This is a genomic window from Anaerotruncus sp. G3(2012) (assembly GCF_000403395.2).
Taxonomy (GTDB): Bacteria; Bacillota; Clostridia; order Oscillospirales; family Ruminococcaceae; genus Anaerotruncus.
This window is the reverse complement of record NZ_KE159675.1, coordinates 72,580-95,053: the sequence shown is the minus strand read 5'-3', so window position 1 is coordinate 95,053 and position 22,474 is coordinate 72,580. Positions and strand designations below refer to the sequence as shown.

At 60.4% G+C, this 22,474-nt stretch carries 19 protein-coding genes; 4 read left to right on the top strand and 15 right to left on the bottom strand.

Going from position 1 to position 22,474, the window contains the following annotated elements:
• Positions 1 to 58: 58 nt before the first annotated feature.
• From C814_RS22420 to frlD (C814_RS15760), 12 genes are all read right to left on the bottom strand, one after another.
• Positions 59 to 844, bottom strand: a complete 786-nt coding sequence (locus tag C814_RS22420) for a Cof-type HAD-IIB family hydrolase (protein ID WP_016316380.1) — start codon at positions 842 to 844, stop codon at positions 59 to 61.
• Positions 845 to 863: 19 nt separating this feature from the next.
• Positions 864 to 1,694, bottom strand: coding sequence for a BtpA family protein (locus tag C814_RS15810; protein ID WP_016316379.1), 831 nt, complete (start codon positions 1,692 to 1,694; stop codon positions 864 to 866).
• A gap of 278 nt (positions 1,695 to 1,972) precedes the next feature.
• Complete coding sequence (locus C814_RS15805) at positions 1,973 to 3,124, bottom strand: SIS domain-containing protein (protein WP_016316378.1); 1,152 nt, start codon at positions 3,122 to 3,124, stop codon at positions 1,973 to 1,975.
• 33 nt (positions 3,125 to 3,157) lie between these two features.
• The gene (locus C814_RS15800; protein ID WP_016316377.1) at positions 3,158 to 3,955 is read right to left on the bottom strand and encodes an alpha/beta hydrolase; all 798 of its coding nucleotides are present in this window, start codon (positions 3,953 to 3,955) and stop codon (positions 3,158 to 3,160) included.
• Positions 3,956 to 3,983: 28 nt separating this feature from the next.
• The gene (locus C814_RS15795) at positions 3,984 to 4,706 is read right to left on the bottom strand and encodes a GntR family transcriptional regulator (RefSeq protein ID WP_016316376.1); all 723 of its coding nucleotides are present in this window, start codon (positions 4,704 to 4,706) and stop codon (positions 3,984 to 3,986) included.
• Positions 4,707 to 4,802: 96 nt separating this feature from the next.
• A complete protein-coding gene (gene frlD, locus C814_RS15790; RefSeq protein WP_016316375.1) occupies positions 4,803 to 5,597 on the bottom strand; it encodes a fructoselysine 6-kinase in 795 nt (264 codons plus the stop codon).
• Between the two features lie 77 nt (positions 5,598 to 5,674).
• Positions 5,675 to 6,403, bottom strand: coding sequence for a GntR family transcriptional regulator (locus C814_RS15785; protein ID WP_022788462.1), 729 nt, complete (start codon positions 6,401 to 6,403; stop codon positions 5,675 to 5,677).
• A 285-nt stretch (positions 6,404 to 6,688) separates the two neighbouring features.
• Positions 6,689 to 8,041, bottom strand: coding sequence for an amino acid permease (locus tag C814_RS15780; RefSeq protein ID WP_016316373.1), 1,353 nt, complete (start codon positions 8,039 to 8,041; stop codon positions 6,689 to 6,691).
• Positions 8,042 to 8,323: 282 nt separating this feature from the next.
• On the bottom strand, positions 8,324 to 8,752 hold the full coding sequence (locus C814_RS15775) for a secondary thiamine-phosphate synthase enzyme YjbQ (RefSeq protein ID WP_016316372.1): 429 nt from the start codon (positions 8,750 to 8,752) through the stop codon (positions 8,324 to 8,326).
• Between the two features lie 16 nt (positions 8,753 to 8,768).
• Complete coding sequence (locus tag C814_RS15770; RefSeq protein ID WP_016316371.1) at positions 8,769 to 9,620, bottom strand: amidohydrolase family protein; 852 nt, start codon at positions 9,618 to 9,620, stop codon at positions 8,769 to 8,771.
• A gap of 152 nt (positions 9,621 to 9,772) precedes the next feature.
• Positions 9,773 to 10,606, bottom strand: a complete 834-nt coding sequence (frlC, locus tag C814_RS15765) for a fructoselysine 3-epimerase (RefSeq protein ID WP_016316369.1) — start codon at positions 10,604 to 10,606, stop codon at positions 9,773 to 9,775.
• Positions 10,607 to 10,663: 57 nt separating this feature from the next.
• Complete coding sequence (gene frlD, locus C814_RS15760) at positions 10,664 to 11,488, bottom strand: fructoselysine 6-kinase (protein ID WP_016316368.1); 825 nt, start codon at positions 11,486 to 11,488, stop codon at positions 10,664 to 10,666.
• A gap of 632 nt (positions 11,489 to 12,120) precedes the next feature.
• On the opposite strand from frlD (C814_RS15760), the gene C814_RS15755 reads away from it, so the two are divergent.
• The 3 genes from C814_RS15755 to C814_RS15745 all read left to right on the top strand — a co-directional run bounded on the left by C814_RS15755 (position 12,121) and on the right by C814_RS15745 (position 16,387).
• On the top strand, positions 12,121 to 13,674 hold the full coding sequence (locus C814_RS15755; RefSeq protein ID WP_016316367.1) for an amidohydrolase: 1,554 nt from the start codon (positions 12,121 to 12,123) through the stop codon (positions 13,672 to 13,674).
• A 266-nt stretch (positions 13,675 to 13,940) separates the two neighbouring features.
• A complete protein-coding gene (locus C814_RS15750; RefSeq protein ID WP_016316366.1) occupies positions 13,941 to 14,795 on the top strand; it encodes a sugar phosphate isomerase/epimerase family protein in 855 nt (284 codons plus the stop codon).
• 164 nt (positions 14,796 to 14,959) lie between these two features.
• Positions 14,960 to 16,387 (top strand): MATE family efflux transporter, encoded by a 1,428-nt coding sequence (locus C814_RS15745; protein ID WP_016316365.1) that lies wholly within the window; start codon positions 14,960 to 14,962, stop codon positions 16,385 to 16,387.
• Positions 16,388 to 16,773: 386 nt separating this feature from the next.
• Here the strand turns inward: C814_RS15745 and C814_RS0105080 are convergent, their stop codons facing one another.
• From C814_RS0105080 to C814_RS15740, 3 genes are all read right to left on the bottom strand, one after another.
• Positions 16,774 to 17,880: an L-serine ammonia-lyase, iron-sulfur-dependent, subunit alpha gene (locus tag C814_RS0105080; RefSeq protein ID WP_016316364.1), complete on the bottom strand. Its 1,107-nt coding sequence runs from the start codon at positions 17,878 to 17,880 to the stop codon at positions 16,774 to 16,776.
• Between the two features lie 105 nt (positions 17,881 to 17,985).
• Positions 17,986 to 18,168 (bottom strand): hypothetical protein, encoded by a 183-nt coding sequence (locus tag C814_RS23755; protein WP_147407938.1) that lies wholly within the window; start codon positions 18,166 to 18,168, stop codon positions 17,986 to 17,988.
• Entirely contained in the window at positions 18,135 to 18,980 is an 846-nt protein-coding gene (locus tag C814_RS15740) for a hypothetical protein (protein WP_016316362.1), read from the bottom strand. The genes C814_RS23755 and C814_RS15740 overlap by 34 nt, the downstream gene beginning before the upstream one ends.
• Positions 18,981 to 19,555: 575 nt before the next feature.
• Here C814_RS15740 and ppdK point away from each other — a divergent pair.
• Positions 19,556 to 22,186 (top strand): pyruvate, phosphate dikinase, encoded by a 2,631-nt coding sequence (ppdK, locus tag C814_RS15735; protein ID WP_016316361.1) that lies wholly within the window; start codon positions 19,556 to 19,558, stop codon positions 22,184 to 22,186.
• Positions 22,187 to 22,474: the final 288 nt, after the last annotated feature.

The following is a 22,474-nucleotide window of genomic DNA, read 5'->3' as shown; positions in this document are numbered from 1 at the left end:
TGTCATCGTTCCATCTGCGCGGCTCTCAAACGCCCTGACGGGGAGTCCAAGAGCTCTATTACAGCAGAAATTTCTCCACAATTTCAACCACCGCGTCGTGGTCATTGTCCCGCTGGGTCACATAGTCAGCGGCGGCTTTCACCTCCGGCAGGGCGTTGGCCACGGCCACACCGATACCGGCGTTCTGGATCATCTCAATGTCGTTGTTGTAATCCCCGGCGGCGATGATCCGCTCCCGGGGGACTCCCAGCCGCTCCGAGAGGCGCTTTAGCCCGCCCCACTTGCTGATTCCCAGGGCCATGAGGTCCACACATTGGTCCTCGGCGGGGGTGCAGTTCATGGGCAGGCGAAGGGCCTCTACCGCCGCGCACACAGGGCCAAGGTCCTCGGTGGCCATAAACCCCTCCACCTGCTCCCAAGGGGTCTCCTCCAGCTTGGTGTAGAGCACCGGGGCGATGCCCAAGTGCTCCACGTACTCGGTAAGCCCCTCACTCCAGCGGTTGACGACCCAGCGCTCCCCGCTGACCACATGGAGCTGGTAGCCGTGGGCGAGACAGTGCTCGATCAGCACCTTGGAGGCTGCGGGGTCGATGCACTGGTTAAAGAGAACTTTCCGGTCCGCGGCGCGCAGCAGCTTGCCGCCGTTGTTGAGCAGCAGGTAGTCGGCATAGGTGCTCTCCCCCCAGAAGGGGTACATGTCGATGTCCCGCCGGCCGGTGGCAAAGCAGATGGTGTGCCCGGCGGCCCGGGCGGCGGTAAGGGCCTGTCGGGTCCGCTGGCTCAGGTGCCGCGTCCGGTCACAGGCGGTATAGTCCAAATCCAAGGCCAAAAGATAGGGCAGCATGGCGCCTCCTTTCGGGCGCTTACAGCGCCGCTCTGACTTTGTACACGACCTCCATAAACGCCTTCACCCGGTCCGCCTTCACCCGGACGTTCTGAAGCTTCTCATTCTCCAGTTTGCCGTCCTCCTTAAAGGTGGTGCCCACCACGGCGGCGTCACTGACGGAGAGCTTATGCGCAATGGTGTCCGGCCGGCAGCCGGTGTTGCAGAGCACCACCACCTCCGGGTTCTTCTTCTTCACCGCGGCCATCAGTTCCTCATCCACGTCCTGACCGGCGGCGCTGGCGCTGATGCACAGGCCATCCGGATGGGCCTTGAAGATGGTGGAGCTGGCAATGTCCGCCAGCGGCCGGGTGTCCAGATTCCGGTCGGACTCGGGGTTGATGAAGTAGAGCATTTTAAGCTCGTCGAGGTGCAGGGCGGCCTTCCGGCGGAGGAGGGCGGAGAAGTCGTTGTCATAGAGTCCGCCGTCCCCTACATAGACGCCGCAGAAGGTACCCCGGACGAACTTGGCATCCACCGCCGCCGCCAGCTCCAGCGTGGCTGCGCCGTCGGAGATACAGTCCACGCCGTAGGGCACGGCGAGTTCGCTTTTCAGCTCCCCGATCACACGGGCCATGGCGGCGGGGGTGACGAAGCTCATGTGCCGCTGATAGGGCAGACTGAACTCATTGGAGAAGAGAACGCCGTCCACACCGCCCTCCTGCAGCGCCCGCAGGTCCTCCCGGGCGTGGGCCGCCACGGTCTCCATACAGTCACCGTAGCGGTAGCGCGGATCACCGGGCAGGGGGTCTAAGTGGAGCATGGCGATAATGGGCTTTTTGACCTTAAACATTTCTTCGGTCCAGAGCATTGCAGTAAAACTCCTTTCTTTCAATGAGGAATGAGGAATTAGGAGTTAGGAATTATTTGAGACAGGAGCTGAGCAGCCGCCCTTGGCGGCGATTTAGTTTTTGTGCAGAGCACAGAAGTGCCTATCTGTCATAGGAGCACCAGAACTCTTGCGCCGTAAGCACAATAAAATCGTCCGGCTCCGCTGGACACCTTCATTCCTAACTCCTAATTCCTCATTCAAACCGCGCCGCTGCCGCAGCGATCTGTGTCGCTGCGGCAGCCGGAGGTGGGAGAGGATCAATAGTCGAACTGGCGGTAGTAGCGGCGGATGGACAGGGGGTGGCGGAGGAAGAGCTCCATGTAGGCGTCCACCCGGTTGTTGACGCCGTGCATCACCAGATGGGAGATGGAGCCACGGTTTTCCTCGCTGATGCCCTTCAGCTCCAGTTCCTTGGTGTCGATGACGGTGTAGTTGGCGCAGACCTTGGGCAGGAACCTGGCCACGCGCTCGGCCAAGGGGCGCTGCTCGTCCTCGCCCATGAACAGCGTCACCGGGGTGTCTGCCACGATGATCTCCTGCATGCCGTGGAAGAACTCCTGGCAGCTGATGGACTTGGTGCGAATCCACATCTGCTCCTCCCAGTAGCACATGGCATAGGAGTAGGTGGCGCCGTACTGGTTGCCGGAGCCGATGAAGTAGTGGGGCAGATCGGGATGATCGGCTAAGAAAGCCACCTTGTTTTTGGCATACTCATAGGCCCAGGCGTCAGCCTCCTTCTCCACATCCACCAGCACCTGCGCCAAATGGGCCTCCATCTCCTTGTTGTACGCCTCGTACTGGGGAAACTCCCCGTTCTTGTACATCAGGTAGTTGGCCACCATGTAGAACTTCAGCTGCTCATTCTTGGGATACATGATCAGGTAGTCCTGCTTGTCGGGGGCGGTGAGGGTGGTACCCGGCGTGTCGATAAAAGCAAAGACCTTGGCGCCGATCTCATGGACCCGGTCCACCAGCTGCACCATCTCCTTGGTGTTGCCGGAGACAGAGGAGTAGATTACCACGCTCTTGTCGGTGAAGCGCTTGTTGCCGGTGGTGAGGAACTCTGCGGCGTTCTCCACGAACACGGGCAGCTTGGACCTGCCCCGCATGTAGACCTCTACCTGCATGCTGGAGGCGTAGGTGCCGCCGATGCCGATGAAGTAGATGCCGTCAAAGCCGTTGTCCCAGATCTGGTCGATAACCTTCTCAATCTGGGGACGCAGAGCCAGAGCGCCGTTGACGCTGTCAATAGCCTCTTTCTCGTTGAAGTCCTTCAGGAAGGGGCCCTCCGTTTCCTTCCACGCCTTTGCCTCAAAGCTCATAACAAAACACTCCTTTTTGAAAATTTTGGGAATGGTACGCTCTTTTATCAGCTTAAAAAATTTTCCCTGCTCCTGCAGGGGGGGCACACTGTGCGCTCCTGCGGAAATCCTCTGTTCTGCTCAGTAAATGGGCGTTGTCGCCATGTCCAGACCGCAGAAGAACTGAAAGGCCAGTTGCACCGCCTTGTCCCAGTAGGGCCACTCGTGGTCGCCGGGGCCCTCGATATAGGTGTGGCCGTAACCCGCCGCCTCCGCCGCCTGACGGAAGGTCTGATTGGCCCCGTAGAGGAAGTCCTCGGTGCCGCAGAGCTGGATCAGCCGGGGACGGTCCAAGTTCCCTGCCTGCCCCCGTACCAGCGCGATCACGTCGTCCTCCTCTCCGCAGACACCGCTGGGATGGAGGGCGCGAACCTCCTCCGGAAGGAAGTCCGGCCACTCCCCACGAAGGATCATCCGGAGAAATCCGGGGTAATCCAGTACACCGGAGAGAGCCGCCGCGCCGCCGAAGCGTTCCGGGCAGCGGAGAGCCGCCTTCACGGCTCCGTAGCCCCCCATGCTGTCTCCGGCGACAAAGGTGTTCTCCCGGCTCTGGTTCAGGCGGAACCAAGTGCCGCAGATGGCGGGCAGCTCCTCTGAGACATAGGTAAAGTATTTTGCCCCCTCGGGCTTGTCACAATAGAAGCTGCGCTGGACCTCGGGCATAATGATGATAAAGTTGTACTTCTTGGCGTAATACTCGATCTTGGAGAACCGCGTCCACTCCACACAGCTTCCGGAGAGACCGTGGAGCAGATAGAGCACCCGCGGCGTGCCGGAGATCACCGGGGTCACGTCGTTGGAATTCTCGGGAAAGATCACTTGGACGCCGGTGGTCATCTTCAGACTGTCGGAGTAAAAATCGCCGCGAAACAGACCCATAAAAATCCTCCCTTTTTCCGCCGGACCGCTACTTCTTAAAGTGGACGCTGAAATTGCACTTGTCCCCCCGGGCATAGTTCCGGTTGAACTCCACCACACGGCCCTGGTCATCGTAGGTGGTGGCCTCAAAGAGCATTACCGGCGTCTCCGGCTCAATCTCCAGCATCCGCGCGTCACTGAGGTCCAGCTGTACCAGATCCAGCGTCTGTCTGGCCCGCTCCAAGCGGATGTTGTAGAAGTCATAGACCTCATACACGGAGAAGATGGACAGGTCAATTCCCTCGATCTTGGGCACCAAGTACCGGGGGATGTAGATCTCCTCCAAGGAGATGGGCTCGCTGTTGGCATAGCACAGGCGCTTGATGTAGTAGATGTCGTCCTCCGGCTGGATGCCGAACATCAGGCTGTAGTTCTCCCCCGCCGGACGCATGGCGCGGCTGACCACCTTGATGGATGGCTTGAGCCGCTTGTCCAGCATGGTCTGCGTAAATCCCTGAAGCTCGTCTAAGTCCCGCTCCATCTTCCGGCAGAGGACGTAAACCCCCTTCCCCGGCACCCGCCGGAGGAGGCCCTCCTGCACTAAAATATCAATGGCGTTGCGCACGGTCTGACGGGTGATGCCGTAGCTCTCCGCCAGCTCGCACTCCGAGGGGAGGGCCGTGAGAGGCGGGTACTCCCCCTCTTCGATCTTGCTGCGCACCAGCTCCCGCATCTGCAGGTACAGCGGCGCCTGATAGCTCATACCGGCCATGGCTTTCCCCCTTTTTTTGTGCAAATTAGGGATGAGGAATTTTCCCCTTCTCAAGCTGTTGGGAATGGTGTGATAAACTGTCCGGGGAGCGGGGGCTTACCAAGCGCCGAAGTATTTCAGTGTCTCGGTGGCATTGGCGGCGCCCTTCTCCATGGCCTGATCAATGGTGAGGCCATCGGTGATGCCCAGCAGGAAGCCGGCGATGTAGCTGTCGCCAGCGCCCATGGTGTCCACCACCTTGTCGCAGGGGACAATGCCGAACTTGTGGAATTCCTTGCCGTCATAGCAGAGGCTGCCGTGCTCGCCTAACATGGCGATAACCAGCTTGGGACCGCGGCTGTGGTAGCCCTTCATCTGGTCCCGCAGGGCCACCGTGTCCCCCGCCTCGCTGGAGAAGAACAGGTAGTCGCTGTGGGGCATGGCCACTTGGCTGGCCTCGTCCTCGGGACGGTCGGCGCAGTCGAAGGCGGTCTTGATCCCCCGCCGCTGGAGCTCGGGGAACTGGCCCTCCACCTTGCCCCACAGGTCGCAGACCACCACGTCGTGGGTACAGATGAAGTCCATATCCGCCTCGGTGAGGCGGTAGTCCGCCAGTACGCCCTCGTCATAGTCGCCAAAGACGCGCTCGCCGTCTAAGAGCTCCACTTGGGAGACAGCGGTCTTGCCGCTCTCGGTGTGAAGGTGGGAGATGTCCACGCCCTTGGCGGCGATGGCCTTGCGCATGATCGTGCCGAACTCGTCGTCGCCCACGGGGCCGGTATAGGAGGACTGGCCCCCCAGACGGACGGTATAGACGGCCATGTTCACCGGCCCGCCGCCGGGGTAGGCCTTGCCGTCCTCTATGTTGCTGTAAAAGTCGATGCAGTTGCTGCCCACTGCTGCAAGTTTCATCGTGAATAGCTCCTTTCACCGGGACGCGGTCCCCGCCGCCGCCCCGCTATTTTGGCCGGTGCCGCTGCCGCGCAGTCCTATTGGCTGTACCGGCGCAGCACCGTGGAGAAGCGGACCTTGTCCGCCCGGACCACCGATTTGCAGTATTCCACCAAGCGGTCCTCTGCGTCCCGGGTGGTGCCGCTGAGATAGAAGAGGTAGTCCCCCTCCGCCACATCCAAATACTTGGCCTCGTCCTCGGTGGCGTAGGTGATGCCCACGGACTCCTGCCCGTGGTCGGGATAGACGCCGTAGTACCCCAGCACCCGATAGAGCGACTCATCGGTAAAGTCGTACTCCTCGATGCCGCGGCAGAATTCATAGTTGATGTAGCTGCACTCCACCATGTAGGGAGCCCCGTCCATAATCCGCAGCCGCCGGAGATAGAACACCTTGTGACCCAAGGGTATCTCCATCTTCTTGGAGAGGTATTTGTTGCACTCGATCACCTGCACATCCAGCACCACATTTCTGAGCAGATGCCCCGCCCCCCGTACCGACTCGGTGGTGGACTTGGCATCTTGGAGGTGCCGCTCCAGCCTCGGCGGGGCCACATAGGTCCCAGAGCCCTTCAGACTGTAGAGCTTTCCCTCGGCGGTAAGGCGCTTGATGGCGCTGCGCAGCGTGGTCCGGTTCAGGTTCCACATCTCGCACATCTCCCGCTCCGCGGGCAGTTTATCCTGCGGTGACAGCTTATGCCGCCGGATATAGCACTCAATCTTTTCCACCGCCTCATCCCGCGGCCGAATCTGCTTCTGCTGCTCCATACGCCTCACCCCCTTGGTGGAATTATGAATTGTGGTGCCGCCTCTGGCGACGGATTTGAACTTTTGGAATGGGAAGTATAGGGAAGGGACGGGGTGCCTGTGTTTCAGGGGAGAAGGCAGGCTCCTCCTTCTGCCGGCAAGATCCAAATCATCCGGCTTTGTTGGATACATCCATTCATTCCTGATTCCTCATTCCAATGCGATAAAAAGTGGGCGGGGCTGCTGGCTGCGTTGGCGCGGCCAGCAGCCCCGGTCGGTTTAGCGATCCTGCTGTGTGGGAGGGAATCAGCCGTTGGCCTGCTTGTTCTTCCGATCCCAGAAGTAGAAGGCGGGCAGGCCGGTGCCTAAGGCCAGCAGGGCGCAGACAAGGCCGGCGATGGGGGCGTAGATGAACTGCCCCCAGATCAGGGTGGCCGTCATGAACATGGCGATGCAGGGCATGACCAAGCCGCCGGGAATGTGGTAGGTGGGCTTATAGTGGGCCTTCTTGCGCAGAACGAAGATGGTGCCGAAGGTGAGGAAGTTCTTCACCAGAGCCACCAAGGTGAAGTAGCCCAGCAGATCCGCCAGACTGGTGGCGAAGATCAGCACGATGGCCACGGCGCACTGCACCACGATGGAGAACGCCGGGGTTTGGTACTTGGGATGGACCTGACCGAAGGCCTTGAAGAACAGATTGTCCTTGGCCATGGCGTACTCGATACGGGGCTGGTACATAATGCAGCTGGAGAGGGAGCCGATAACCACGATGATGGCCATGATAGCCACCACGGTCTGGGCGGCGCCGCCGATGACGGGGATCTTGGAGGCCATCAGGGCGATGGGCGCGTCGGAGGCGGCCAGCTCGTCGATGGTCAGAAGGCCGGAGGCCACGATGGTCAGACCTGCGTAGAGAGCCAGCACCACAACAGCGGTGAGGACCAGACCGCGGGGCATGTTCTTCTCGGGCTCCTTGATTTCGCCGGACATGTAGCAGGCGGCGGCCATGCCGTCATAGGACCAAGTGGTGGCGGAGACGCCGGCCACCAGAGCCGCGAAGCCGCCCACGCTGGCGCCGGCCAGAGGCGTGGAGGACATAAAGATCTCACCGTTGATGAAGAACAGACCCACGCCGATGATCAGCACGAAGGGCAGGATCTTAAAGGCGGTGATGATGGTCTGGAAGGCGCCGCCGCCCTCCACAGAGCGCAGGTGCATGAACATGAAGAAGATGACAGCCGCCACGGCGATGCACCGAAGCACGAAGGGGCTGGCATGCAGGAAGACGCCTAAGTAGTTGGCCACGGCCAGCGCCATGATGGAGATGGACGGAGGGTCAGTGGCCCAGAAGCTGATCCAGCCGCAGAGGAAGGCCAGGGGGCGGGAACCGGCTTCACGGAAATAGACGTACTGTCCGCCGTCCTCGGGGAAGGCGGAGGCCAGCTCTGCATAGCAGAAGTTGGCGGGGATCTGAAGCAGACCGCCGATGACGAAGGCCAGCACCAGAAACAGGCAGCTGCCGGCGGCATTGGCCACCTCGGACAGCGAGGAGAAGATACCGGAACCCACGGTGGTGCCCACGCCCAAGGCGATGACCGCGCCGAGTCCCAGTTTGCGCCCTAACTCTTGGTTAGTCGCAGGGGTTTTCTCGTTAGACATAGCTTTGCTCCTTTCACATTTGCGGCAGACCGGCTGTGCAGGCCGCTCTGTCCTCTCTCTTTGACACACACAGTGCCGCTTTGCTGGGAAATACCTCTGTGCTTCCCCTGCCGTTACCGACAGGACTATTATCCCGGCGAAAGGCCGCCGTTATAATACTGCTTTGAGTGAGGAGTGAGGAATTAGGGATGGAGGTGCTGCCGCAGGCGGCAGATTTGGAATTGGTCCGCTGTGCGGCCTCCAAACTCTCCGCTCTCAAAAATTCCTCATTCCGAATTGCCCCTACTCCCCCTCCACAATCACCAAGATGTTGCGGGAGGCGGGGCCATCGTATTCGCAGAAGTATACGTCCTGCGCGCCGCCCCGGTTGATTTTGCCGTCCTGGATCAAAAAGTGGCAGTGGCTGCCGGTCACCAGAGCCTTCAGATGCCCAGTGGGATTGCCGGCGGTGGAGCCGTAGTCCCGGAGCATCCGGGCGTGGCTGTAGGGCCGGTCCTCCGGGGCGAAGAGACTCAGGGCCACGGCAATGTCGCTCTCCAGACACTCCAGAGCCTCATTCACCGTGACGCCGGTGGTGGTGTGCTTGGTCAGCACTGTCACCATGCCGTTTTTCACGCCGCTCTCCGCCACAATGGCCTCCACCTGCGGTGTGATCACATCAAACTCGTTATAGACCTTAGTCAGAATGTGGATGGTCTTGACATACTGCATCTTGTTCGCCCTCCCCTCAGTCCAGCCCGCCGAGGAACTCCACGGCGTTAAGCCCCTTCACCAGCTCCAGCGTGCTGTCCCGGAGGCCGATTTTTGTGATGGCATCAGCCATGCGGATCTGCTCGAACCGGGGATTGTTGGACCCGAACATCACTTGGTGCCGGAGGCTCCGGTCGATCCAAGTCACGGGGATGTCCTTGGTAAAGGTCTGGGTGTAGAACTCATAGGCGTTGTCGAAGTACAGCGCGCCGGTGTCGGCGTAGACATTGGGATACTTCACCATCAGCATAGCCGCTTCCCGCACCCAAGGCCAAGCAAAGTGGCCCAAACAGATACGGAGCCTGGGATGCTTTTCGGCCACCTCCTCAAAGGCGGTGGGCTGACAGTATCGGGTAAAGGTATCCGGCTCCCAGGAGAGGCCGGCATGGAACAGGATGGGCTTGTCATACCGCTCGCAGACCTGATAGATGGCCTCCAGCCGCTCCTCGCCGGGCATAAAGTGCTGCCGCCCGGGATGGAGCTTCAGGCCCTTCAGCTTCAGCCGCGTAAAGGCCTCCTCCAGCCGATCCGGCGCCTCCGGATCAAAGGGGTCCGCACTGGCAAAGCCAATAAACCGATCCGGCGCCAGATTCACCAGCGTGCGGATCTCCTCGTTGCTCACCAACGCACAGCCCACGGTGGAGGTGTAGTCCTCCGGCAGCAAACACAGCTTATCAAGACCGGCGCAGCGCATCTGATTAAAGATGTGCTCCAGCGGCGCGGTCCCATTCTTATGAATGTCCAGCTCCTGATGCCGCAGCTCCTCCCGATTCTCGTCGGCATTGATGGGCTCGTAGAAGGCAGGATGAACATGAATGTCGATGAACATAGTTCCCCTCACTTTTTCAAACTTAGGAATTAGGAATCAGGCGTGGAGGTGCCCGCCTGCGGTGGCAGATTTGGAATTGAGCCGCTGCGCGGCCTCCAGACGCTCTGTTTTTCCCTCTTTATTCTCCACTCTCAAAAATTCCTGATTCCTCATTACTGAAAGTCTACCGCCGCCATCATCGCGCGGGTGTTGTCGATGGCGCGCTTGGCGTAAAACCGGGGCTCATTGATGTAGCCGGTGACCAGCTCCAAGGTGGCGGTGCGGCTGTAGCCGATGCGCTTGAGCTCGTACATCATCTCTTGGAGGGGCATGGCGCCCTCGCCGGGGATGATGTGGCTGTCGGTGCCCTGCTCGCCGTCGATGATGTGCATATGGTCCATCTTGTCGCCCATCTTGTCGAAGTAGGCCATGATGCTCTCGTGCTGGACGAAGGGGGGCACCACGTCGCACATGCCCACCACGTAGGGGTTGTCAACCCGGCGGAACAGCTCCACCAAGTCGTTGGCCCTGGTGAAGAAGTTGGACTCGTAGGGAGTCAGCGCCTCCACCGTCAGCTTCACGCCCACCTTGGCCGCGTGGTCGCCCAGCTCCCGGATGGTCTTTTCAAGCCGGGTCCACAGCTCCTCATAGGTGGCCAGATATCCGCCGTTGGCGGGGCTGGTGAGAACGAACTCCGCCCCCATCTCCTTGGCCATGTCCAGCGACAGCTTTAAGTAGTTCACCGCATCCTCTCTCTGGGACTCGGAACCGATCATGTAGTTGTAGGGATAGCCGTTGTGCTCCGGGGTATAGCCGATAACGGGCATCTCATACTTGTCGATGAGGCGCTTGACCTCGTTGATATCCCCGGCCTTCAGATCCGGGGCATAGGCGTGGGGACGTCCCCCCCACAGCTCAATGTAGTCATAGCCGTACTCCTTGGCGTCAGCGAAGCAGTGCTCCAAGGGGTTGCGCTGATAGCCGGAGGTAAACATACCAAGCTTCATGGATCATCTCTCCTTTTCAAAAATTCTCCTTCAAAAACCGGTCCCAAGGACCAGCCATTACTTCTCCTCGATCACCCAAGGCTCAAAGACCTGTACCACCTGCGCGGCCACCTCGGCGCCCTTCTCCATGGAGGCCTTGACGCTAAGCCCGTTCAGCACGCCGTAGAGGAAGCCGGAGATAAAGCTGTCGCCGGCGCCCACGGTGTTGACCACGCGCTCCGCCGGGCAGATGCCGCAGGTGATGAACTCCTTCCCGTCATAGGCAAGGCTCCCTTTGTCGCCGAAGGTAGCCACGGCCACCTTCATCCCCCGGTCCACCTTGTCCTTGAGGAAGCTCTCAATAAAGGCGTCCCGCTCCTTGTGGTAGGAGTAGAACCCGTAGTCCACAAAGGGCAGGGTGCTCTCCACCAAGGGGTGGTCCAGACGGTCGGCGTAGTCGAAGCTCACCAGCACGCCGGGGTTTTTCTCCTTGATCTTGGGCAGCGTGTTCTCCGCCATACCCCAGAGGGCGGTGTGGACCAGCGCATGGCTGGCGGCAAAGGCGATGTCCTCCTCGTCAAAGACGATGTGCTCCATGACGCCCTCGATGTAGTCCCCGTGGACGCGGTCATTGCCGTTCATGGACATATAGGTGATGGCCGTGGGGCCGTCGCCCACCTTCAGATGGCTGATGTCCATGCCTTCATCCTTCAGACTGCGGACCATCCACTCCCCGGCCTCGTCGCTGCCGGTGGTGCTGATGATGGCTGTGGAGACCCCCAGTTTCTGAAGATTTGCCCCGGTGTCCACACAGTTCCCTGTGGGATAGCGCCGGTTGACCTCCTGTCCGTCAATGGTGACATAGAAGTCAATGCAGTTGTCGCCGATCATTGCTGCTCTCATATCGCTTTACTTACACTCCTCCGTCTGGTATAGACAAGTGGCGAGACTTTTCAAACCACATTTTGAAGTATACGGAATTTAGTGACCTTCCGTCAAGCTGAAAATCAGACGAAAAACCGGGGACTCTTTTAGCGAATTTTCCTACATTGGTACAGTTGAATAAATTATTACTATACCAATTCAGGGGCTGTTTTTTGTGCTCTCTGCCGAATAAATTGCCGAAACCCCTGCAAACAGTGTGGTCCTTCCACAAATATCTGATTTAATTTGTATGTTAGTTGATTAACAGCCAGACCAATTTCTGTCCGCCTTCAAAAAAGAAAAATGGAGTCCTTTGGTATAGGGGGCAGGCAAAAAACCAGACCTGTTTCAACAGTTTAGATAAAAAAACAGACCAAAACTTAGCCGTTCAGCTGAAAAGCCCCTGTGACCCTTGCGGGAAAAAAGGGGGCGTGCTATAGTTGTAGCAATAGATTTCCGGCTCTGATGTGCAGCAGGACCGGTGGTCTGCCTCTGTGGTTCTCCTTCCCCGGAAATTTTCAGAAGCTGTCTACACAGCTTCCGCGGGGGCTCTTGCCCCCCATCAGCGCGGCGCCGCCACGGCGCCGCCGGATAAGGAGTGTAACATACCTATGTCAACTATTGCCGAGCTTGTACTGCAGTCTAACTGCATCTTTACAGCCGCTGGGGAGGCCCCCTTCGCCGGCTATGTGACCATTGCGGAGGGCAAAATCACCGCCGTAGGCAAGGGAGAGTGCCCCGCCGAGTACAAGGGTGACGCCACCAAGGTCTACGACTTGGGGGACCGCACCGTGTCCCCGGGCTTCTCTGATGTCCATTGCTTCTTCACCGGTTACTCCGTGGGCTTCGTGGGGGCGGACCTTGCCGCCGCCAAGAGTTGTACGGATCTGGTGGCCTTGGCCAAGGAGCAGGAGAAGCGGACCCGTGCCGGCCACCCCGTTCTGGGCCACGGCTGGAATGCGGAGGTCATCCACCCCGAGGGCACCGCCCTCTTGGACGAGGCCTTCGGCGATCGTCCGGTGGTCCTCTTTGCCGAGGGGCGGGAGACCTGCTGGATGAACCAAGCGGCCCAAAAGGCATACCAATTCACCCCGGAGACCTGCTGGCCGGAGAGCTACGTCCGCCTGCTGCCGGAGATCATCGGTGACCGCTCCTTCAGTGAGCCGGAGTTCCGCAAGTACATGCAGATGATGAACAGCCGCGGCGTCACCTCCGTCAAGGAGATGGGCTTTGACACCTTCTGCGGCTTTACCGACGTTTTGGCCGACTTGGAGAAGGCCGGCGAGCTGAGCCTCCGGGTCCACTTCATGAGCCAGCCTGTGGGCGAGCCTATGAATCTCAGCTACGGCAGAGCCATGCGGGAGAAGTTCCAAGGTGAGTTTGTCCGCTTCTCCGGCTACAACCAGATGACCGACGGTTCCATCAGCCAGCTCTGCGGCGACTTAAAGAAGCCCTACCTCTGTGCGGATACCACCTGTGCCCAAGATATCAACTGGCAGCTTTTGGGAGACGATGCCCGCGCCGCCGACGCCGAGGGCTTCCGCTTCTCCCTCCATGCCCAGGGCGACGCCGCCATCGGCAAGGTCCTTGACATCTACGAGACCTGTAAGCGGGACGAAAACGGCCGCATGGTAAACCGCCACAGCATCACGGACTTGGAGTTCAGCGACCCCGCCGACTTGGAGCGGATGGGCCGGATGGGCGTCATCGCCGAGGTGTACCCCCAGATCCAGTCCATTGCCGACCGGGCCGGCAAGCTCAGCATGATCGAGGAGAAGATCGGCATGGACCGGGGCCGGTACTACTGGAACCGCCGGAAGATGGCGGACAGCGGCGTGACCCTCTCCTGCGGCACGGACCTGCCCATGCTGATTGACGACATTCCCGAGTCTGTCTACTGCGCGGTAGGCGGCTACTTCCCTGAAGGCGGCGAGCCTTTCAACCCCCAGAACATGCTCACCGTGGAGGAGCTTCTCGCCGCTTGGACCCGCGGCGGCGCCTACAACTTGGGCTGTGAGGCGGACCTTGGCACCTTAGAGCCTGGCAAGAAGGCGGACATCGCGGTCCTCTCCGGCAATCTCTTCACCGTCCCCGTCCAGGACGCCCGCGCTTTGAAGGTAGACCTGACCCTCTTAGGGGGGAAGGAAGTTTACAGCGTACTCTGACCGCCCGCCAAACGAACCGGGCCCGGAGGGAGAATACGTCCATCCGGGCCCGATATTTTAGTTGGGAGTGAGGAGCTGCGGCGCCGCCTTGCGGCGGCGGATTTAGGGGATTTATATGTTTCATAGACGCAGAGAGTTTGAGCGCCATCCATAGCCATCAAATTTTAATCGTCCGGCGCAGGCCGGACACCTTCACTCCAAACTCATCCCAAACAGCCTCCTGACTTGGCTTTTCCGCCAAGCCATGCAAGAAAGGAGAACCCGCCATGTCCAACCTCACCATGCAGGATATTGCCGTTATGAGCGTATCCTTTGTACAGCATACCTTTCCCTTCTACCTGAACTCCATGGCCAAGTGCGGCCTGAAGAATATCGACATGTGGGGCGGCGCGCCCCACTACTGCCGTCTGGATTACGCCACCTCCGGCGCGGCGGCGGCTAAGATTCGGGAGCTTCGCTCCTGTATGGCTGATCAGGGGATGCAGGTGGTGATCTATACCCCTGAGACCTTGGGTTATCCGATGAGCTACTCCGCCCTCGATTCCGCCCTTCGGGACCGGACGGTGGACTATATGAAGTACGCCATGGAGGATGCCTTGGCCTTTGGGACCAATCGGGTGTTCCTCAACACCGGCTGCCATCCCCGGGATCTCCCCCGGGAGGAGGGCTGGAAGCGCACCGCCGACAGTTACCGCCGCCTCTGTGATGTGGCGGAGAAGTGGGGAATTCAGCTGGTTTTGGAGCAGCTTCAGCCCTATGAGAGCAATCTGGTGCTGAATTTGGCGGATATCAAGCGGATGCTCCGTGAGGTGGACTCCCCCGCCCTCTGCTGCTGTGTGGACCTGGTGGCCATGGAGGTGGCCGGGGACACGCTGGAGGACTTCTGTAAGGACCTGGGCGACAAGCTCCAGTGGGTCCACTACTCCGACAGCCACCACTTGATCCTGGGGGACGGGGACTACGGCCGGGAGAAGTTGGAGGGCTGGGTCCGCACCTTGGAGAAGTACCACTATCAGAATTGTATTGATTTGGAGATCAACGACTCCCTCTATTGGGAGGACCCCCATACCTCTGTCCAGCGGTCGGCGGAGTATTTGAGGGAATTTTTGCCGGAGCGGTAAGGGCGCGTCCCCCGTGGAGGCACTGCGGCGGGAAAAGGCGGCTGATGCGGCTCGGCATGGATTGAAGAAGTCTTTGCGCCCTCAGCTGCGGGGCGGCACTTTGTGTGAAAAAAGCGGCGTATCCGCACCTTTCCCATATCATGAATTTACCCCCGGAGGGCCCTATGACAAACACCAGCAGGAAAAAACCTACTATCTTGCAGAGCCTCAGGGACAGGGAGCTGATGACCACCATCTTCACCTTGGCTTGGCCCACTGTGACAGAGCAGGCCCTCCAGACCATCGTGCAGTATGCTGACACCGCCCAAGTGGGGCGGATCGGCTACAGCGCCTCGGCGGCGGTGGGCCTCAGCTCCACCACCCTTTGGCTGGTGCGCTCGCCTCTGTGGGCCTTGGCCATGGGGGTGCTGGCCTGCGTGTCCCAGGCCTTGGGGGCCAAGGACACCGGGCGGGTGAAGCGGGTGACCAGTCAGTCGGTGCTGCTGACCTTGATCTCCGGGACGCTTTTGACGGTGCTGACCTTGGCGGTGGCCCCCTTCCTCCCCGGCTGGCTGGGGGCGGAGGAGGCCATCCGCCCCGCCGCGGGGACCTATTTCGCCATTGTCTGCGCCCCTACGCTCTTTGTGGCCTCCAGCATCATCTTTGCGGCGGTGCTCCGGGCCACCGGGGACAGCAAGACCCCTATGCGGATCAATATTTTAATGAATGTGATCAACGTTCTCCTGAACTTCCTCCTCATCAACCGGCCTTGGACGCTGCGGATAGGGACCTTGGCCATCCCCGTCTGGGGGGCGGGCTGGGGGGTCACCGGTGCGGCCATCGCCACCGCCGCCGCCTATGTGGTGGGCGGTACGCTGATGTTTCTGGCGGCTCTGCAAAGCCCGGAGCTGGGTCTCCGGGGGGCAAAGCTCCAGGTGGATCCGCCGATTATGCGCCGGTGTCTCGCCATCAGCGGGCCGATTACGGCACAGCGGGTGTTCAATGAGCTGGGTCATGTGGTGTTTACCGGCCTTATTACGCACAATCTCTCCACTTTGGCCATTGCGACCCATACCATTGCTATGACGGCGGAGCAGGCGTTTTATGTGCCGGGGTTTGGGATGCAGGCGGCGGCGGCTACTCTGGCCGGTTACTCCATCGGCGCCAAGGATGAGGAGAAGCTGGGCCAGTACTCCGAGGCCATTATGGCCATCGCGGTGTTCCTGATGGGCACGATGAGCGTGTTCCTCTTCCTGTTCCCCCGGATGTTTATGGGGCTCTTTACCCCGGATCAGGAGGTGATCCTCCTCGGGGCGGATGTGCTGCGGATTGTAGCCATTTCTGAGCCGTTTTTTGCCGTTTTGATCATTTTGGAGGGGGTTTTTAACGGCGTGGGGGACACCAAGGCGCCCTTCGTGATCAATATGTGCACCATGTGGGGCGTGCGGATCGTGTTTACCTACCTGTGTGTGGTGGTGTTTCAGCTGGGCCTCACGGCGGTTTGGTGGTGCATGGTGGCGGACAATATGGGCCGTTTTTTGGCCATGCTGATCCGCTATCGGGGCAGGAGCTGGAAGCGGGAGCTGTATATGGACCAAGAGCTGATAGGGTAGCTTTTAGGGGGCGCTGGAGACAAAATCGAGGGAAATGCGGAAAAAATAACGTGAAAATTTCAATGAAAAAGGCGGTTTTTCGAAAGAAAAACCGCCTTTTTGTGCCCTTGAATTGCATCGGTTTGTGCAACTCGCCGCCCGCCATAGGCCTCCGCAGGGGTCCAAAACAGGCCCCTTTCTCGGCGGGCGGCCCTCTTGGAAGATGGAAGCATCTGGAATTTCTGGGGCTGAGCTTGGCACTTGCAGCCGCGTTGTGACGCAGGTGTAAAAAATGGAAAATTATGGAATGCCCTGTTTGGATGTGCGGAGGGGAAAAGCGGGAGCGTGGTTATATTGATAGTAATCAATTTGTTTTCCCCTTGCGGAGGGGGCGCGGGGGGCTGGGGTCAACGGCGCCGGCGGCGGTCGTAGAGGCGGGCCAGGCCGCCCTCGCTGGTCTCCCGGAAGCGGCGGTTGAGGCTGAGGCCGGTCTCCTTCATGGCCTTACAGACCATATCGTAGCTGATGTTCCGGGAGCCGGTGAGAAAATAGCTGAGGTTGCAGGCATTCATGGCCCGCATGGCCGCCACGGCGTTGCGCTCGATGCAGGGGATCTGCACCAGACCGCAGACCGGGTCGCAGGTGAGGCCCAGGTGGTGTTCCATGGCCACCTCTGCCGCGTACTCCACTTGGTCCAAATTCTGGCCGTAGAGCTCTGCCAAGGCGGCGGCGGCCATGGAGCAGGCGGTGCCGATCTCCGCCTGACAGCCGCACTCCGCCCCGGAGATGGAGGCGTTGGTCTTGGTGAGGTTCCCGATGATCCCGGCGGCGGCAAGGCCCCGGCAGATCTGCTGGTCGGTGAAATTCCGTGTCACCTGCGCGTAGCGCAGCACCGCGGGGACCACGCCGCAGGCCCCGCAGGTGGGGGCGGTGACGATGGTGCCGTGGCCCGCGTTCTGCTCCGCTACCGCGTAGGCAAAGGCGGCGATCTGCTGGAACTCCCGCAGGGCGGGGATGTCCTCCTCTGGGGTCTGCTCGTAGAGGTACTTGGCCTTCCGCTGGACGTTGAGCCCGCCGGGGAGGGGGCCGGAGGCGGCGAGGCCCTCCTCGATGCTCCGCTTCATGGTCTGCCAGATCCGGAGGAGGAAGTCCCAGATCTCCGGACCCTCGCTGAGTTCCACATAGTCGCTGAGGGACTGGATATAGCGCCACTTGCAGAAGTCGGCGATTTCGGCGAAGGAGTGCTCAATATAGACGTCTTCCTCCTCCGCCGGGGGCTGGCCGGGGACGAAGAAGGTGGCGGGGACGTTCTGGCGCGATAGCATGCTCAGAATGCGGGGCAGGCCCTCGTCCGGGCCGTAGAGACCCCGGGAGCGGTCGGCGAAGGGGAGGTCCTCTTGGCGGAAGTAGGCGCTCTGGGGGCGGTCCGCGTCAAAGTCGAAGGTCAGGAGGACGGCGATCTGCCGGCCCTCCGGCCATCGGATGCCATCGCCGGCGGGGAGTGTGGTTTGCATGGGCAAACCCCCTTTCGTTGAGTGTGGAATTAGGAGCTGCGGCGTCCCGCGCGGCGGGACAATCCAAATGTGCTAAATATGCGGCGAAAATCGGCGGCAAAACGGTTATAACTGATCGCTGCGCATGTATTCCGCTATGATGCTGTTGGTCTCCTGGAAGCGGGGGGTGGCGCGCTCTGCGAGGGCCTCGGCTTCCTGCTGGACGCTGTCTAAAACCTCGTCCAAGTCGAAGGTCAGGGGGCGGCGGTGCTCCATCAGGAGCTTGCCGGCGGCGATGACCGTGTCCACCTCATGGCCCCGGCGGTGTGGCCCACATTCAGGTTGAAGCGCAGCTGCCGGGCCTGCTCCCTCAAGAGGTCCGCCGCGGCGCTGAGGGCGGGACGGCTGAGGCCTTGGGAGAGGGCTTGAACCTCCTCACCCGCCGGCTCGGCGGCGCAGCCGGAGGCCAAAAGCAGGGCTTGAGCCACCCGCTGCCAAGTCTGTTCCAAAATAGTCTGCAGGTCCTCCCGGGAGCACCGGGCGGTCTCTAAAGCGGTGAAGAAAGCGGCAAGGCCAAGGTGGTCCCGGCCGGCCAACAGGCGGCACAGCTCCCCGGTCCGGGGGTCCTCCGCCGCAACCGCCTCTGCGTCACCGCCTACGCGCCACTGGGCGCAGCGGGAGCGTAGGGTGGGCAGCAGCACCCCGGCGCTCTTGGCGCAGAAGAGGAAGGCCGCGTGCTCCGGCCCCTCCTCCACCACTTTTAGGAGCACATTCTGGGCGCCTTGATCCAAGAGAGCGCAGTCGGGAAAGATAAAGATCTTCCGCCGCCCCTCGTTGGGCAGGATATAGGCGTCGGCGCGGAGGGTGCGGAGAACCTCCACAGAGATCATCTTGTGCTCAGAATCCGCTGCCGTCACCACGTCCGGGTGGATGCCGGCAAGAACCTTGCGGCAGTGTCCGCAGTGTCCGCAGGGGGCTTGGGCGTGGTTTTCGCACTCCATAGCCGCCGCCGCGGCTTGGGCCGCCGCCGTCAGATTGCCGCCGCCGGTGAGGATCAGGGCGCTGCCCCCGGCGTCCCGCCGCAGGGCCTCCAGCAGCTCTGTGGGTAGGTTTGTCTCCATGCTCCGCCCTCTCTGTCCGCAGATTCCGCCATCGGGCGGGTCTTGGCTGCAAAAGAACCAAAATTATTTTTATTGTACCACAGTTTGCCCCGGAATTGCAACCAATACCGGGGAAGAATTTTTCAATCGGCAGATGCCTGCTTTTCTCCCCCGCAGACAAGGAAAAAAATGCAAAAATTCTTCTCTTCTTAGCTTGCGCTATCAGGAAAAATCCGCTATAATAAAAACCTAATGTACCATCAGATGATAAGGAGCGAGGTGCCTGTCGGCGGTTCGAATGGGCGCTGGACTTCGTGCTCAGACGTGGCGGGCGTCAGCCCGCCTGTGTTCTGCGGCCTCGCCAGCCCCCATTTTTGCTCACCGACAGGTCCGCTTTTCGGGAGCGAAAACGGAGGCTGACCGGGGCGGACGAGACAGTCGGGCCGCCGCCCGGCAGCGAGGACAGCGCACCCCTTGCGGGGACAACGCCGACGGCGTTTGTTTTCACCCCGAAATGCCACATTGCCCCCTATCATCTGATGGGATGCTTCGCGGAAAGACGATACGATTCAAATACTTTACAGGAGGAAGACAGCGTGAGCAAAAAGTACGTGTATCTGTTCAGTGAGGGCAACGCCAACATGCGTGAACTCTTGGGCGGCAAGGGTGCCAATCTGGCGGAGATGACCAATATCGGCCTGCCCGTGCCCCAGGGCTTCACCATCACCACCGAGGCCTGCACCCAGTACTACGAGGACGGCCAGAAGATCAATGATGACATTCAGGCGGAGATCATGACCTATGTCACCAAGATGGAGGAGATCACCGGCAAGAAGTTTGGCGACAAGGAGAACCCCCTGCTGGTCAGCGTCCGCTCCGGTGCCCGGGCCTCCATGCCCGGCATGATGGACACCATTTTGAACCTCGGCCTCAATGAGGACGTGGTGGAGGTCATGGCCCGGAAGTCCGGCAACCCCCGCTGGGCTTGGGACTGCTATCGCCGCTTCATCCAGATGTACTCAGACGTGGTCATGGAGGTGGGCAAGAAATACTTTGAGCAGCTCATCGACCAGATGAAGGAGAAGAAGGGCGTCACACAGGATGTGGAGCTCACCGCTGACGATCTCAAGGAGCTGGCGGGTCAGTTCAAGGCGGAGTACAAGGCCAAGATCGGCCAGGACTTCCCCACCGATCCCAAGGAGCAGCTGATGGGCGCCATCAAGGCCGTATTCCGCTCTTGGGACAACCCCCGTGCCAACGTGTATCGCCGTGACAACGACATCCCTTACTCCTGGGGTACCGCCGTCAACGTGCAGTCCATGGCCTTCGGCAACATGGGCGACGACTGCGGTACCGGTGTGGCCTTCACCCGTAACCCCGCCACCGGCGAGAAGAAGCTCTTCGGCGAGTTTTTGACCAACGCCCAGGGCGAGGACGTGGTGGCCGGCGTCCGGACCCCCATGCCCATCAGCGAGATGGCCGACAAGTTCCCTGAGGCGTTCGCCCAGTTTGAGGGCGTCTGCAAGACCTTGGAGGATCACTACCGCGACATGCAGGACATGGAGTTCACCGTGGAGGCCGGCAAGCTCTACATGCTCCAGACCCGCAACGGCAAGCGCACCCCCGCCGCCGCGCTGAAGATCGCCTGCGACCTGGTGGACGAGGGCATGATCGACGAGAAGCAGGCTGTGGCCATGATCGAGCCCCGCTCTTTAGATACCCTGCTCCATCCCCAGTTTGACGCTACCGCCATCAAGCAGGCCCAGCTCATCGGCTCCGCTCTGGGCGCCTCCCCCGGTGCCGCCAGCGGCAAGATCGTCTTCTCTGCCGAGGACGCCAAGGAGTGGGCCGAGCGCGGTGAGAAGGTGGTTCTGGTCCGTTTGGAGACCTCTCCAGAGGATATCGAGGGCATGAAGGCCGCTCAGGGCATTCTCACCGTCCGCGGCGGTATGACCTCCCACGCCGCCGTTGTGGCCCGCGGCATGGGCAAGTGCTGCGTCTCCGGCTGCGGCGACATCAAGATGGACGAGGAGGCCAAGAAGTTCGACCTCGCCGGCAAGACCTACAAGGAGGGCGACTGGATCTCCTTGGACGGCTCCACCGGCAAGATTTACGACGGCGCCGTCCCCACCACCGATGCTGTCATCGGCGGCGAGTTCGGCCGCGTCATGGGCTGGGCGGACAAGTACCGCCGTCTCCAGGTCCGCACCAATGCCGACACGCCCCACGATGCCGCCCAAGCCCGGAAGTTCGGCGCTCAGGGCATCGGCCTCTGCCGCACCGAGCATATGTTCTTCGATGAGGACCGCATCCCTGCCATCCGCGAGATGATCTGCGCGGACACCTTGGAGCAGCGTGAGAAGGCCCTGAGCAAGCTGGAGCCCATGCAGCAGTCCGACTTCGAGGGCATCTATGAGGCTATGGAGGGCTGTCCCGTCACCATCCGCTTCTTGGATCCCCCTCTCCATGAGTTTGTCCCCACTGAGGAGGCCGACATCGAGAAGCTGGCCAAGGATATGGGCAAGAGCGTGCAGGACATCAAGAACATCATCGCCTCCCTCCACGAGTTCAACCCCATGATGGGCCACCGCGGCTGCCGTCTGGCTGTCACCTACCCGGAGATTGCCGCCATGCAGACCAAGGCTGTCATCAAGGCCGCTTTGAATGTGCAGAAGCGCCACGCCGACTGGACTATCGTCCCCGAGATCATGATCCCGCTGGTGGGCGAGGTGAAAGAGCTGAAGTACGTCAAGAGCGTGGTGGTGGAGACCGCCGACAAGATCATCGCCGAGGCCGGCTCCTCCATGAAGTATAAGGTGGGCACCATGATCGAGATTCCCCGTGCCGCCCTCACCGCTGATCAGATTGCCAAGGAGGCGGACTTCTTCTCCTTCGGCACCAACGATCTGACTCAGATGACCTTCGGCTTTAGCCGCGATGACGCAGGCAAGTTCTTGGGTGCCTACTATGACCGGAAGATCTATGAGAGTGATCCCTTCGCCAAGCTGGATCAGACCGGCGTGGGCAAGCTGGTGGCTATGGCCGCTCAGCTGGGCCGGGAGGCCAATCAGGATATCCACCTCGGCATCTGCGGTGAGCACGGCGGCGATCCCTCCAGCGTGGAGTTCTGCCACAAGGTGGGTCTGGACTACGTCTCCTGTTCCCCCTTCCGCGTGCCCATTGCCCGGCTGGCTGCTGCGCAGGCTGCCATCAAGGAGAGCAAGTAAGGGCTCGATTTCTGTCGTAGGGCAATGTGATTTATCCTGTGCAGGGCAATAACACTTAGCCTACGCCATAGAAAAATAAGACCTTGCGTCTGACGACGCGGGGTCTTATTTTTGTCCTCCGGACTATCCTTTCCCTGCCTAACACAAGGATTTTCGGAATATTTTGCACTATATCACCATGGAGTAGGGGCATCCGGCCCAAGGGCCGGGGTGGATAAACGACTTTGCCCCTTACAGAATAAATCACAATGCCCTACGACATGGTGATGTTCCTGGATGATGTTTTTG